At 40.0% G+C, this 12,780-nt stretch carries 9 protein-coding genes; 4 read left to right on the top strand and 5 right to left on the bottom strand.

Translation table 11 applies throughout. The features are described from left to right. Nucleotides 1-95 precede the first annotated feature (95 nt). Nucleotides 96-305 (bottom strand): sulfur carrier protein ThiS, encoded by a 210-nt coding sequence (gene thiS / locus ACM03V_RS33930; RefSeq protein WP_414625217.1) that lies wholly within the window; start codon nucleotides 303-305, stop codon nucleotides 96-98. Further along, nucleotides 292-1,422, bottom strand: coding sequence for a thiamine phosphate synthase (locus tag ACM03V_RS33925; RefSeq protein ID WP_414625216.1), 1,131 nt, complete (start codon nucleotides 1,420-1,422; stop codon nucleotides 292-294). The genes thiS and ACM03V_RS33925 overlap by 14 nt, the downstream gene beginning before the upstream one ends. 363 nt (nucleotides 1,423-1,785) lie before the next feature. On the opposite strand from ACM03V_RS33925, the gene ACM03V_RS33920 reads away from it, so the two are divergent. Then, the gene (locus ACM03V_RS33920) at nucleotides 1,786-3,402 is read left to right on the top strand and encodes a DUF1565 domain-containing protein (RefSeq protein WP_414625215.1); all 1,617 of its coding nucleotides are present in this window, start codon (nucleotides 1,786-1,788) and stop codon (nucleotides 3,400-3,402) included. Nucleotides 3,403-3,662: 260 nt separating this feature from the next. Here ACM03V_RS33920 and ACM03V_RS33915 read toward each other — a convergent pair whose 3' ends face one another. The 3 genes from ACM03V_RS33915 to ACM03V_RS33905 all read right to left on the bottom strand — a co-directional run bounded on the left by ACM03V_RS33915 (nucleotide 3,663) and on the right by ACM03V_RS33905 (nucleotide 8,288). After that, nucleotides 3,663-4,487, bottom strand: a complete 825-nt coding sequence (locus tag ACM03V_RS33915) for a hypothetical protein (RefSeq protein ID WP_414625214.1) — start codon at nucleotides 4,485-4,487, stop codon at nucleotides 3,663-3,665. 347 nt (nucleotides 4,488-4,834) lie between these two features. Next, nucleotides 4,835-6,928, bottom strand: a complete 2,094-nt coding sequence (locus ACM03V_RS33910) for an S-layer homology domain-containing protein (protein ID WP_414625213.1) — start codon at nucleotides 6,926-6,928, stop codon at nucleotides 4,835-4,837. A gap of 619 nt (nucleotides 6,929-7,547) precedes the next feature. Further along, nucleotides 7,548-8,288: a glycosyltransferase family 25 protein gene (locus ACM03V_RS33905; protein WP_414625212.1), complete on the bottom strand. Its 741-nt coding sequence runs from the start codon at nucleotides 8,286-8,288 to the stop codon at nucleotides 7,548-7,550. Between the two features lie 766 nt (nucleotides 8,289-9,054). Between ACM03V_RS33905 and ACM03V_RS33900 the strand changes: the two genes are divergently transcribed. The 3 genes from ACM03V_RS33900 to ACM03V_RS33890 all read left to right on the top strand — a co-directional run bounded on the left by ACM03V_RS33900 (nucleotide 9,055) and on the right by ACM03V_RS33890 (nucleotide 12,593). Next, complete coding sequence (locus ACM03V_RS33900) at nucleotides 9,055-10,059, top strand: ABC transporter ATP-binding protein (protein WP_414625211.1); 1,005 nt, start codon at nucleotides 9,055-9,057, stop codon at nucleotides 10,057-10,059. Continuing rightward, a complete protein-coding gene (locus tag ACM03V_RS33895; RefSeq protein WP_414625210.1) occupies nucleotides 10,060-10,872 on the top strand; it encodes an ABC transporter permease in 813 nt (270 codons plus the stop codon). 98 nt (nucleotides 10,873-10,970) lie between these two features. Continuing rightward, a complete protein-coding gene (locus tag ACM03V_RS33890) occupies nucleotides 10,971-12,593 on the top strand; it encodes a GldG family protein (RefSeq protein WP_414625209.1) in 1,623 nt (540 codons plus the stop codon). Nucleotides 12,594-12,780: the final 187 nt, after the last annotated feature.

Raw genomic sequence — 12,780 nt, 5'->3', positions numbered from 1 at the left:
TAGGCTTTTCAGCTATTTTTAATGGTTGCCTTATTTACGCCGACTTGTACTAGTAACACACCCTACAAGCTGATAATTGATAATTGATAACTGATTCACCCTCCCCCGACAATCGTAACTATTTCCAAACGGTCATTTGGCTGTATTCTTGTATTCTCCCAATATTGACGATGCAAAATTTCGCCATTATACTCGACAGCAACTAGGCGAGGATTATAACCTAATTGCACGAGCAAATTGGGTAAATTAGTTTCCTCAACACAAGTACGGGTTTCTCCGTTTACTTGCAATTCAAGACTGTTCATACACCTTTGATTTACTAGTTACTGTTTGAGGACGATGTAGTTGAGATAGAAAATATTGCGCTACTAAGGTTGGTTGTTCTGCCTGCATGATGCTTCGCACTATCGCTACCCGACTTGCTCCAATTTCAACTACATCATTGAGATTATTGGGATCTATTCCACCGATCGCAAACCAGGGTATGGGACAATTTTTTGCCGCATAGCTCACATATTGCAAACCAACTGCTGGCTTATTTTCTTTTGTCGGAGTTTCGTATATTGGCCCAACACCAACATAATCGGCACCTTCGGTAATTGCCCTTTGCATTTCGTCACTATTTGTGGTAGAACGACCTATCAGCCTATGAGGGCCGAGTAAATCGCGAGCGATGGATATGGGCATATCCTGCTGTCCTAAATGCACGCCATCGGCATCTACAGCTAAAGCTAAGTCTACACGGTCGTTGACCAAAAATAATGCATCATAATCGTGACACAGTTGGCAAAGTTTCCTAGCTTGTTCTAAACGAACAGTATCATCGGCTGTTTTTTCGCGATACTGTACCAGCGTTAACCCACCTTTGAGGGCTGCTTCTACAGTTTCCAGTAAATGTTCGCTTTGGGAGGTGACTAAATACAAGCGCGATCGCAAAAGTTGTTGGTATCGAGCAAAGCCCATCAAATTACTTTCGAGCGTATAAACTCGATAGCGAATTTGCTTAAATGCTTTACCCATTCCGACACTGTAAAGTTTTCCGTATTCTTCCAGCACCCGTAGAGCTTCTTCTACCCGACAGAAGTTAGCCTGCAACAAGGATTTGACGCTTTCACGTTGTTCTTCTTGCGGATGGCTTAATTCCGTACCCGTATCACCTGGTGTGTTCCGAGCCGCTCTTAAGTCAGGTGTATGCCATTTAGCAACCTCTTGCCGTAAGTGCTTGCATTCACGAGTAAATTCGCTATTATCTAAGCCAAAGCGACACCATTCCTCGATAATCCGCAAACCTTCACGACTACGGTCTAAATTCGCATCTAATATTCGTAAAACCACTTGCTGTACTTGTTCTTTCTGGCTGTATGGCTCGACCATTACAACAACTCCATCATTGCTTTCATCGTAACAGTCAGCCTGCTTCATTTTGCTAATGTTGTTTTCATCGTTGATTTTTTTCTTAAATTGCTTTTTTTTAAAAAAAGTAGTTACACGTGTTACGAACGTGACGAAAATGCAATTTCAGATTTTGGATTGAGTTTTTAAATTCAAATATACAAAAAATGTATCACAATATACTTACTTTTGGAATCTAAAATCTCTCAGTCAATCATCCTACTGAAATTTTTAATATTCTCTCTATCGAGGATATAAAAACAACAATTTGGATGTAATCTATGTAAAAAATGTACTATTAATCTAATTTTCCACAGGTTAATTACGGATAATATTCTGTTGCTCAAGCAGATTATTAAAGCTTTTAAATCATATTCCTACCCCGAATCTCATATGCGTACTTCTTCTATCTATTCAGTTCTATTGATTACAGCAGGTTTAACCAGCCTTACTACGACTTTACCAAGCACAGGCTCAAATATTGCTGTTGCTCAGATATCGCCCATGTCAGAGGATTTTATCCTCAGTGAGAACTCAATTTCTCAGGTTAATGTACTGTTTGTCAACCCAAGTATCGGAAATGACCAAAATACAAATGGCAGCGAAAATAGTCCGTTAAAAACGATTACTCAAGCGTTGCGAATGGCCAAGGATAATACGGTAATTAAACTTGAAGCAGGTACCTACAGCGCCGAAACGGGAGAACAATTTCCTTTAATTCTCAAACAAGGCGTTTCCATTCAAGGAGATATTAGCGATCGAGGCAGGGAGATTATCATCCAAGGGGGTGGTGAATATCTCAGTCGTTATTACGGCAGTAAAAACATTAGCATTGTTGCTACTGGTAACTCTAAATTAGCTGGTGTAACGGTAACTAATCCCAATCTTCGCGGTTACGGTATGTGGGTTGAATTAAATCAGCCAGTATTAGAACAAAACACCTTTACTGGTTCGACTCAAGATGGAATTGCAGTAACGGGTAAAGCTGCGCCCAAAATCCACAACAACTATTTTTATCAAAATGGTGCCAATGGGATTACAGTTTCAGGAACATCTCAACCCGAAATCAAGGGAAATACCTTTGAAGATACCGGCTTTGGGATTAATATTGCCCAAAATGCAACCCCTCAAATAATTAGTAACAAAATTTCACAAAATAGAACCGGGATTGTAGTGCAAGCTGCTTCTCGCCCTGTTTTACGAGATAATATTATTTCCGACAATAAAGAAGACGGATTAGTAGTAATAGCTCAAGCCATACCAGATTTGGGTAATTCATCAAATCCAGGCGGCAATCAATTTAATTCCAATGGGCGCTACGATATCAACGCCGAAGCTGCCAAACAAGAAGTTGCTGCTTACGGCAACACTTTAACCGACAGTCGCATTGCCGGAATTGTAAACGTCACAGCAACGGCCGCACCAGCAGAAACCCAAATATCTCAACTATCCAGAATCTCGCCAACATTACTCAAACCCAGAGTAGCCCCAAAACCACCAGCACCCCAAACAGAACAACAAACAGAACAACAATTAAATTTCGTACAGGTGGAGCCAGATACAATTGAATTCGTCGCACCACAAGCAACTCAACCCATAGCACCAACGCGATACGCGGAGCGTCAAGCCTCCGGCTTATCGCAACTGCCAGCAAATACACCTTCATTACCAACATTACAACCAGCCCCAACAGGTAAATCGGCTCTTTTAGCCGTACCCGAAGGCAATACAAACTTACCAGCACCCATTTTCAACAAACCTGCAACCAATCAAAATCCACCCCAAAGGCAAGCATTCACAACTCAAACTCAAACAGCTTCTTACCGCGTGATAGTAGAAGCAGTTACCCCCAGACAGCAGGAACTAGTAAAATTCATCGTACCCGACGCATTCCGCACCAACAGAGGCGGTAAAAGAGTAATGCAAGCAGGAATATTCGACAACCGCGACAAAGCCAACAACTTAGTAAAAATATTCAAAAACAACGGATTGAAAGCCAGAATTGAGTAGTAATCAGTTAAGAATTGGGAATTGGGAATTGGGAATAATTATTTATTAGACATCTCCGGAAAACATTTCTATGGTTTTAAATTACACACAAACCTAACCCCCCTACCCCCCTTCCCTATGAGGGAATGGGGGTTTAAAGCCTCTCCCCAGTGGGGGAGAGGTTTGGAGAGGGGTCTTTTTCTTTTCCGGAGATGTCTATTGTTCTCCCCATCTCCCCCTCTCCCCATCTCCCCATCTCCCCATCTCCCCATCTCCCCCCTCTACCCCATCACCCCTTTCAACTTAGAGGTAAACGTATCGCTAGAATCACTCTTCTCCGGGGTAAATTGCTCGATGGGTGGATGATTTCTTTCTGGGGGGAGAAATTTAACTATCTTTTCGGAAACCAAAGGTTTTTCTATTTGTTGTGATTCTTCTAATTGCTTTAATTCCTTGAATTTGTCAAATTCGGAATTTTTCTCAATATATCTCGTTTGTGTTAAAGTTCTCGATCCGTTGCTGCGGGTGATGGATGTCTCAGATTGCATTCTGGGCACAAAAACCATACTAGTTGAACTGGGAAGTATTTTTGATGGGTTTCGAGCGATGCAATCTTCTTCGGCTCTAGCACTCGCTGATTCTACAGGCTTTTCTGTGGCTTGCTCGCTTTGAATATTTCTACGATATGAGGTTGAGGATTCGTAATTCCTCATTACGTCTTCGATCGTCGGATTGCTGTTACCTACGCTTGGTAATGCTGGTGGCAGCGGTGGCAAGCTGTTATTCCATCTCAAATCTTCTGGTAGCTTGTTGCAAATTAAGCGCTCAAACTCCATGTTGAAATGGTAGCTAGGATGATTCCTTCTCAGCCAAAGTGTTAATATTTGCTGCGCCGAAACTGCTTTATAACGGCCTTGATATAAAGCCTCGATGATTGCCAAATGTACCCAATTTGAGGGATATTGATTTTCCCAACGTTTAACTAACTCGCTGGCATTATATCCACCGAGGTCAAAACTATAGTGTGTTAACAGCGATACTGCCAAGTTGTTAGTCACGTTCGATGTTTGAATGAACATGGGTGGGAAACTGGAAGTGATGGGCATATATTCTGCTACCATCGTTAAAAAAAGTAAAGTACCTTTTGATACGGTGAACTGTTCCCAAGTAGTATAAATCGTTTTTGGTAGTGTTTCTCTGGTTAAAGCTATCAGTTTTGAGCTATTAGCTATTAGCTGGCAATTGGATGAGGATTTGACAAGGCAGTTCGACGGATGCCCATATTCTTTCCGCCGACACGCCGCCCCAACAAGACGACTTGCACCTTCCCTCCTCGGTGAAATATTAAACCCTGCTCTCGCTGATAGCTGATAGCTGATAGCTAAAACCTGATAGCTGATAGCTAAAACCTAAATTACGAATTAACGAATTGTAGATGAGTATATTCTACTAATCAATGGTTAGCAGGAAAAATTATATATGGCGAGTTAATAGGAGAGATGCGTTTAATGGCTACCAGTGCTTGATAAACCATTGCTGCTACTTCAGCTCTGGTTGCTTCCCGCTTTGGTTCGATTTTCTTGGGGTCTGGATAATTTACCACAATTCTCTGCTGTGTCGCAGTTGCAACAGCGGAACGCGCATATTTGACAAGGGTTTGACTGTCTGTAAAGTTTTGTAATGCAGAGCCGTGAGCGGCTGTTAATGCCAATCCGTTGACTAAGGAGACAATTACCTGCAAGCGCTGTACGTTTTCCTGGGGACGAAAGGTTCCGTCGCTAAATCCTCCCACAAAACCGGCTTGTGCCGCTGCTTTGATCGGTTTATAGTTCCAGGAATTAACAGAAACATCGAAAAAGTCATTAACTAAATGTTTTGGTGTGGGATTGAAAGCTTTAACGATTAAGGCCGCGTATTGAGCGCGAGTCATGGGTATATCGGGTTTATATGTGCCGTCAGCGAAGCCACTGGTTAAATCTAGGCTAGCTAAACTGCGGATGAATGATTCTGCCCAATGTCCGGTTAAATCGGTGAAGGAAGGCATCATATCCCCATCTGGTTTAACGATGTAGGGGGAAACAATGGCTTTTTGTTTGCCCAGGGCTACCAAAGCTTGATAAATTAAGGCTACTACTTCAGCGCGGGTAGTTTCTTGTAAAGGCTGCAAATGTGACCTTTGCGGGTAGTTTACCACTAATAATTTTTGGGTAGCGATCGCCATTGCGTTAGTTGCGTAGCTGGGAATTTGAGCGCGATCGTCATACATTGCCAAAATGTTCGGATTTCCACCCTTGAGTTTTAAGCCGCTAACAATTGAGACTATGGCTTGAACTTTAGTTAAATTTTGATTGGGACGAAACGAACCATCGGGAAAGCCGGTGATAAAGCCCATGCCAGCACCTTGATAAATCGCGGGAGCCGCCCAAAATTTGGAACTAATATCGGTAAATATTCTGGTTTTATTTTTTAAAGGTAGTTGAAAAGTCTTGGAAACTATTGCTGCATACTGAGCGCGGGTAATGGTTGCTTCTGGTGCAAATCTACCGTCGGGAAATCCGCTAATTAATCCTTTTTCATATATTGCTTCGATAAAAGGTGCTGCCCAATGTCCGTTTAAATCGGGAAAACTGCTATTAACAGCTAGCTCGCGGGGATTATCTACAGTAGTGGCAACAAAGTCTATTAATCCTTTTACCAAAGTTGGATTTAATAAATTACCTGCCGAAACTATTTTTATTGAAGTCGCATTTTGGATATCGTATTCATGATTATCGCGAAAGATATTACCAGCTGGATCTTGAGAGCTACCCAAATCGGGAAAAGCATTACCGTTAAGCAGCAAACCACCAGAAGAATTATCGGCAATTAAATTGTATCTAAGTATGGGATTTGCTTCTCTAGATAAAGCTATTGCAGTGCGATTTTCCGACAGTTGATTATTAGCTACCAAAGGAGCCGCAAAATCGCTAATGGCAATACCAATAGGATTTTTTTGCATGACATTTCGCAATATCTCCCCTTTGGCATTGCGTGCCATTACCAGCCCAGCTGAAGCATTTTGAATAAAAACATTATCTAAAATAGCCGGTTTAGCATTACCGCTAATAAATATTCCTTCCCGACGGCATTTAATAAAAGTATTGTTAGCGATAGTAGGGGAAGTTGATTCAATCCAAATACCAGTTCCCTTATTAACTGGATTGGTAACGGTAACACCCATTAATTGAGCATCCGAGGCAAGAATTAACGTAATATTTTGCAAGCCAAAATTTTTAGTTTGATAATCACCGCTTCCTTCAATTACAATACCTAGTCCTTTGGTGGCTTCATTGCCCACCATCCAGACACCACCGGGAACAATTAATGGGAAAACTTCGCCATTGGCAGCATGATAAACTCCATTAGCCAATTGAAAGATTGCAGGTGGACGAATTGCATTTAACGTATGAGTAAGAGTTTTAAAAGGAGACAACCTTGAACCATTATTAGTATCGCTGCCAGTGACTGGGTTGACATAAACTGTGGTAGCGTCTGTTGAATTTACCATTGCTTATAAAAAAAAATTGGGCATAGGGCATAGGGCATAGGGAATTGGGCATTGGGCATTGGGCATTGGGAATACAAATATTTAAATATCTTATACTCTATTTTTTATGTATATGTATCTATCTCTCTATTTATTAAATAGTTCTTTATACTCAGATTTTCTGCTTTTTCAGTAAAAAAAACAGCTAGTAAGGTTGAACAATGCTATGCATAAATCCACCAATCCATATTTGCTTAGAGGGTGTTTGAAAAGTCGGTAATTGAGTCAAAAAGCTCTCTGAGTATACGCTGTTAATAAATAGTAAACAGCACTGAGAGAGCTTTACCTAGCTAGCGGTTATGTAGACAAGGCTGTACAAGAATAGTCAAGTCAGACCAACAAGCAAGACAGTTTTTATGAATTATAAGCCGGAAGCCGGAGCGAGTTCGCACAAATAGTGGGAGTTCCCGCTGAAAACCTTGCAGCGGTGGAATAGCAGCGGAAAGAACGCCATCTAACTAATTGTTTTATACTGATGATGATTTGAGAACTGCTTTGGGAGAAAAACCTAGACCACGGATCGGAAAAACGGTTATTTATTGTCGAGTATCATCTTTCAATCAACGCCCTTTGCTTGATTTTAACTGTATTCTTGCGAGTTTAAAAAATTCTTGATTTTTGTTATGATTCCCAATTTCCGTAATGATTCTACAAAAGTCTTTAATATTGGTAATTGATCAAACCATGATGGAGAAACATCACTTCGCGAACTTCGCTGTCCTCCAAAGCTTGGAACTGCAATCAATCTAGTAATATCTGGATATTGCCATTTGAAGACATTAAAAACTCCATCTGGAGACATTGGACCACCATCGGGATGTCCAGCAGGTCGCTGGAGAAGAACTTCAAAAAAGTTGATTAATTGATCGTAAACCTTCTCATGGACAGCGTAAAACTGAGTGCCGATAATCTCTCCAGAGAATGATTGAAAGATAGGTAAACTCACATCTTTTTCAGGACTATCACAGTATCCAAAATGAACTATATCCCAGTTTGTTTGTATCAGTTCCGCTAGAATAACATCCTCGTATTGCTGAAAGTATTCTGCTATTTCCAAGTCGTCTTCCACTATCAAGACATTTTTTAGACCTTGCATTTTTGCTTGCTTTAAAACATTTAAATGGCTAAGAAAACATCCTTTGCAGCCAATAGAATAAAATGGTTCAGAATTCTCAGGTTTAATTGCTGGGAATAATTCAACCTTACCTGAAGTGAAAGGCATACCTGCATTTTTCAATTCCCTTTCTATCTCTCGACGACGGTCTTTTCGACTTGGTAAGTTTATGACATAAATACGGTCGAAAAATTCAATAAATTTCATACTTCTGACTCTTTTAGATACTTTTAAATGAGAAAAAATAATTAATTAAACCAAGTAAAGGTAGAAGCTAAAATCCTTGTCAAAGAATTGCTTTATTATGGAAAAGGGTTTTTAGGTAAGCATTGAATAATTACTGAAAGCAAGAACTAGCAAAAATGACCTCAATCACACAATTTTCGCAGCAATAGAAAATTCGCAAAAGTCTGCTCAATAGTGAAACCAAGCAACTATCTTATCGTTCATTTTAAATTGAGACACCTGTAACTACATAGAATGCGAATATTAGTCTGTAATTTTATTTACTGGCTTATAGACTAATTCAACACCGATCAAAATATTATTACAAGTGATTTTAGATACATTTATTCAAAAAATAGCTGTGATTATCACACTAATAGTAACACGAATACTGAATTTGATGAATTAGACAGTATTGTACTACCTTGATATTTACTCCCTTCCCGGTGGAAGATTAACTATAACGTAGCGTGTTGGGTTGTGCCGTTCAGCTTTGCTGCGGCTCAGGCACACCTGCGGTGAACGTTCCTCAACCTACAATTTTTCGGTAATATTAGAGCGGGATAGGAGTATCTGGTATTTTATTTCTTTGCAAGTCCCTTATCTAGTGTTCGCATCTTGCTCCCTGGTTAGCCAGCGAACCTTCAAATTCTCCCCATGCCCCATGCCCTATTAGCAATTACCCATTACCCATTACCCATCCCCAATAGTATTAAGATAAATCTGTGATTTTATAGGTAACATTTTTATGATTGAAGTCGAACATCTGAATAAAGTATACGGTTCTACCTCGGCGATCGAGGATGTAACTTTTAATGTTGAAGAAGGGGAGATTATCGGATTTTTGGGGCCTAACGGTGCTGGTAAAACTACTACCATGAGGATTTTAACTGGTTATCTTCCTGCTACTAGCGGTACGGCTCGGATTGCTGGTTTAGATGTTCATGAGGATTCTTTGGCGGTAAGGCAGAAAATCGGCTATTTACCGGAAAATCCGCCTTTGTATCCGGAAATGTCGGTGCAAGGTTTTTTATTTTTTGTCGCACGTATCAAGGGAATTAGCGCTGGAGATAGAAAGAGTAAGGTAGCAGCAGCTATGGAGCGCTGTAATTTAACAGATAAGCGTCATGTATTAATCCGCAAACTTTCTAAAGGATACCGTCAAAGAGTTGGTATTGCTCAAGCAATTGTCCACGAACCACCGGCAATTATTCTTGATGAACCCACGGTGGGGTTAGATCCCCGACAAATTATAGATGTACGTAATTTAATTAAAAGCCTCGCTGGTAGCCATACAATTATTATTTCTACGCACATTTTGCCAGAAGTCAGCATGACTTGTAACCGCGTTGCAATTATTAATAGCGGTAAAATTGTCGCAACGAATACCTTAGATAATTTGATGAGCGAATTAACTAGCGGTTCCGGTTATGAATTAGAGGTTGAAGGAGAAGCTGCTTTAGCAAAACAAATGCTACAGAATTTACCCGGTGTCAATCTGGTAGAATCAATTCCGATGTTAGCGCGTGAAGGGAATCAACTTGAGCAAAACCGCGTCAGAATGCGGGTAGTATCGCAGCCGGGAACCGAACCGGGAAACGCGATCGCCTACTCTTTGCTGCAAGCAGGATTTGGTTTACACGAAATGAGGCGAATTAACGCTACATTAGAAGACGTATTTTTACAGTTAACCAGGGAAGAAAAAACTTTGGAAACCCAGACAGAAGAAGAAGTAATTGGAGATGCTGCGTAAATGGGTATAGTACTGGGTAATATAATTGCCATTTATCGTCGAGAATTACAAACTTATTTTGTATCGCCACTAGCTTACGCGATCGCCGGTATTTTTTGGTTTTTAGCTGGATTATTTTTTGTCTTAATTTTGCTTGGCCCCGATGGAATTTTGGCAGCAGTAGGGAGAATCGAGTCGCAGTCACAACAGTTTGGAGTGCCAGTACCCGCTATAGATGTTCCCTACGAATTTGTCAAAGCATTTTTAGATAGGATGGGATGGCTTTTATTGTTTATATTGCCCATTCTTTCGATGGGGCTTTATGCAGAAGAACGCAAGCGGGGAACTTTAGAACTTTTAGCTACATCTCCTATTACTAATTGGGCAGTAGCTGTAGGAAAATTATTAGGCGTATTAACGTTTTTTATAACATTAATTTTACCGTTGATGGTATTAGAAGCGGTAGTTTTGAGCGCATCAGAACCAGCAGCCGCATTAACTATTCCGTTGCTGGGTCATTTAGGATTAATCTTGCTAGCAGCATCGATTTTATCCTTGGGAATGTTTATTTCATCTTTAACTAACAGCACAATATTATCTGCCGTATTAACTTTTGCAGTAATTTTAATGTTGTTATTTATAGATTTAGTAGCTAAATTTATTGGCGGTTCAATTGGAGCAATTTTAGCGCATTTATCCTTGTTACAACATTACAACAACATGATCCAAGGAATATTTGAAACTAGTAGTTTAATATTATTCTTCAGCTACATTCTTTTAGGTATTTTTCTCACAGCACAATCGATTGATGCATTTCGCTTTCAAAGGAATTAATTGTTAGTAGTTGGTTGTTAGTTGTTAGTTGCTAGGAACTAGGAGTTGATTAACCTTTAACCTTTAACCTTTGACCTTTAACCTTTTATTGATAACTGATGAAGTATTTGATTTGGTTTGCACCGTTTCTGATAACTGCGGGTTTAACGGTGGGTTTAATTTCGCAGGAATGGGGAACTATTCCGCTGGTGTTGATAATTTTGGGATTAGCTATTGCTGTAATTTGGTTAATATGGCAAAGCTATTCTACGAAATGGTGGAGTCGTCGCTCTACTCAAGTTGGTACTAATGCATTGATTGCAACTTTGGCTGTAGTGGCAATTTTGGGATTAATTAATTTTTTAGGTACTCGTTATAATGTCCGCACCGATTTAACAGAAACTAATTTGTTTACTCTTGCTCCTCAATCCAAGGAAGTAGTAGAAAATTTAGAACAGCCTGCGAAAGTTTTTGTGTTTGATGCGAATAAAAATCCTGTAGATGAAGAATTACTGGAAAATTATGCAAGACTTAGTAAGAATTTTAAATTTGAATATGTAGATCCTAACCTTAGACTGGATTTAGCAGAGAGATTTAAGGTCAAAAATTATGGTGAAGTTTATTTAGAATCTGGAAAAAATCAACAGTTAGTACAGGTTGTGAATGCCCAAGAGCGTCTTTCCGAATCAAGATTAACTAATCGTTTGGCGCAAATTTATAATCCTACTACATCTAAAATTTATTTTCTCCAAGGGCACGGCGAACGTCAATTGCAGCAAGGGCAAGATAACGTCTCTCAAGCGGTTCAAGCTTTAGCCGACCAAAATTATATTGCCGAACCTTTGAATTTAACTCAAACAGCTAAAATTCCCTCGGATGCAAATGCCGTGATTCTTGCAGGCCCCCAAAGGGAATTATTAGCAGGTGAAATTCAAGCTTTGCAAAATTATGTCAATGGTGGTGGTAATTTATTAGTAATGGTTGACCCTGGAGTTGACCCGAAATTAGATGTTTTATTGCAAGAATGGGGAGTCGGTTTAGATAATCGTTTGGCAATTAATGCTTCCCAAAGCGCTCAACAACAACCCCCCGGTATCTCAGTTGTGACGGATTACGGGGAACATCCCATAACTAAAGAATTTAAAAATGATATATCTATATATAAGTTAGCGCGGCCGGTTCAAACAATTACCGTTAATGATATTGAAAGTACACCTTTATTACGAACTCCACCACTACCCGCAAGTTGGGGAGAAAGCGATTGGGAAAGCGAACAATTAGAATACAACGAAAAGGAAGATATTCCAGGCCCTCTTACTTTAGGTGTTGCTTTAACAAGGAAAATCACAGCACAACCAACACCAACACCAACACCAACACCAACACCAACACCAACACTAACACCAACACCAACTCCCACACCAACACCAACTCCCACACCAACTCCAACTCCAACACCAACTCCCACACCAACCGAATCAAGAATGGTAGTATTCGGAGATTCAGACTTTATTACAGACGGTTTCTTTAATCAGCAATTAAATGGAGACGTATTTCTTAACTCAGTTACCTGGTTGAGCAAACAAGATTCGCAACCACTTTCAATTCGTCCCAAAGAAGCTAAAAATCGTCGTATCAAACTTTCCCAAGCACAAGCAAATCTTGTTGCACTATCTTCTGTATTCGTTTTACCCATACTTGCTTTTGCAGCAGCAGCCCTACTTTGGTTTCAAAGACGGTAAAAATCAGTGAGCAGTTAACAGTTAACAGTTACTAGTAAAGAGGGAATAGGGTTGGGGGGAACGGGGAACAGTTACTACTTACCAATAAATAATTGATCAATCGCAACTAACAACTATCAACTAAAAACTAAAAACTAACAACTAACAACTAACAACTAACAACTAACAACTAACAACTAACAACTAA

The sequence above is a fragment of the Calothrix sp. CCY 0018 genome (assembly GCF_963920925.1).
Taxonomy (GTDB): domain Bacteria; phylum Cyanobacteriota; class Cyanobacteriia; order Cyanobacteriales; family Nostocaceae; genus Rivularia.
This window is presented reverse-complemented; position numbering and strand designations above follow the sequence as displayed.

What these genes read in the sequence shown, in the direction of transcription:
- ACM03V_RS33920 (WP_414625215.1), top strand. Translation starts at nt 1,786, where the DNA reads ATGCGTACTTCTTCTATCTATTCAGTTCTATTGATTACAGCAGGTTTA.
- ACM03V_RS33900 (WP_414625211.1), top strand. Translation starts at nt 9,055, where the DNA reads ATGATTGAAGTCGAACATCTGAATAAAGTATACGGTTCTACCTCGGCG.
- ACM03V_RS33905 (WP_414625212.1), bottom strand. Translation starts at nt 8,288, where the DNA reads ATGAAATTTATTGAATTTTTCGACCGTATTTATGTCATAAACTTACCA.
- thiS (WP_414625217.1), bottom strand. Translation starts at nt 305, where the DNA reads ATGAACAGTCTTGAATTGCAAGTAAACGGAGAAACCCGTACTTGTGTT.
- ACM03V_RS33890 (WP_414625209.1), top strand. Translation starts at nt 10,971, where the DNA reads ATGAAGTATTTGATTTGGTTTGCACCGTTTCTGATAACTGCGGGTTTA.
- ACM03V_RS33895 (WP_414625210.1), top strand. Translation starts at nt 10,060, where the DNA reads ATGGGTATAGTACTGGGTAATATAATTGCCATTTATCGTCGAGAATTA.
- ACM03V_RS33925 (WP_414625216.1), bottom strand. Translation starts at nt 1,422, where the DNA reads ATGAAGCAGGCTGACTGTTACGATGAAAGCAATGATGGAGTTGTTGTA.
- ACM03V_RS33915 (WP_414625214.1), bottom strand. Translation starts at nt 4,487, where the DNA reads ATGCCCATCACTTCCAGTTTCCCACCCATGTTCATTCAAACATCGAAC.
- ACM03V_RS33910 (WP_414625213.1), bottom strand. Translation starts at nt 6,928, where the DNA reads ATGGTAAATTCAACAGACGCTACCACAGTTTATGTCAACCCAGTCACT.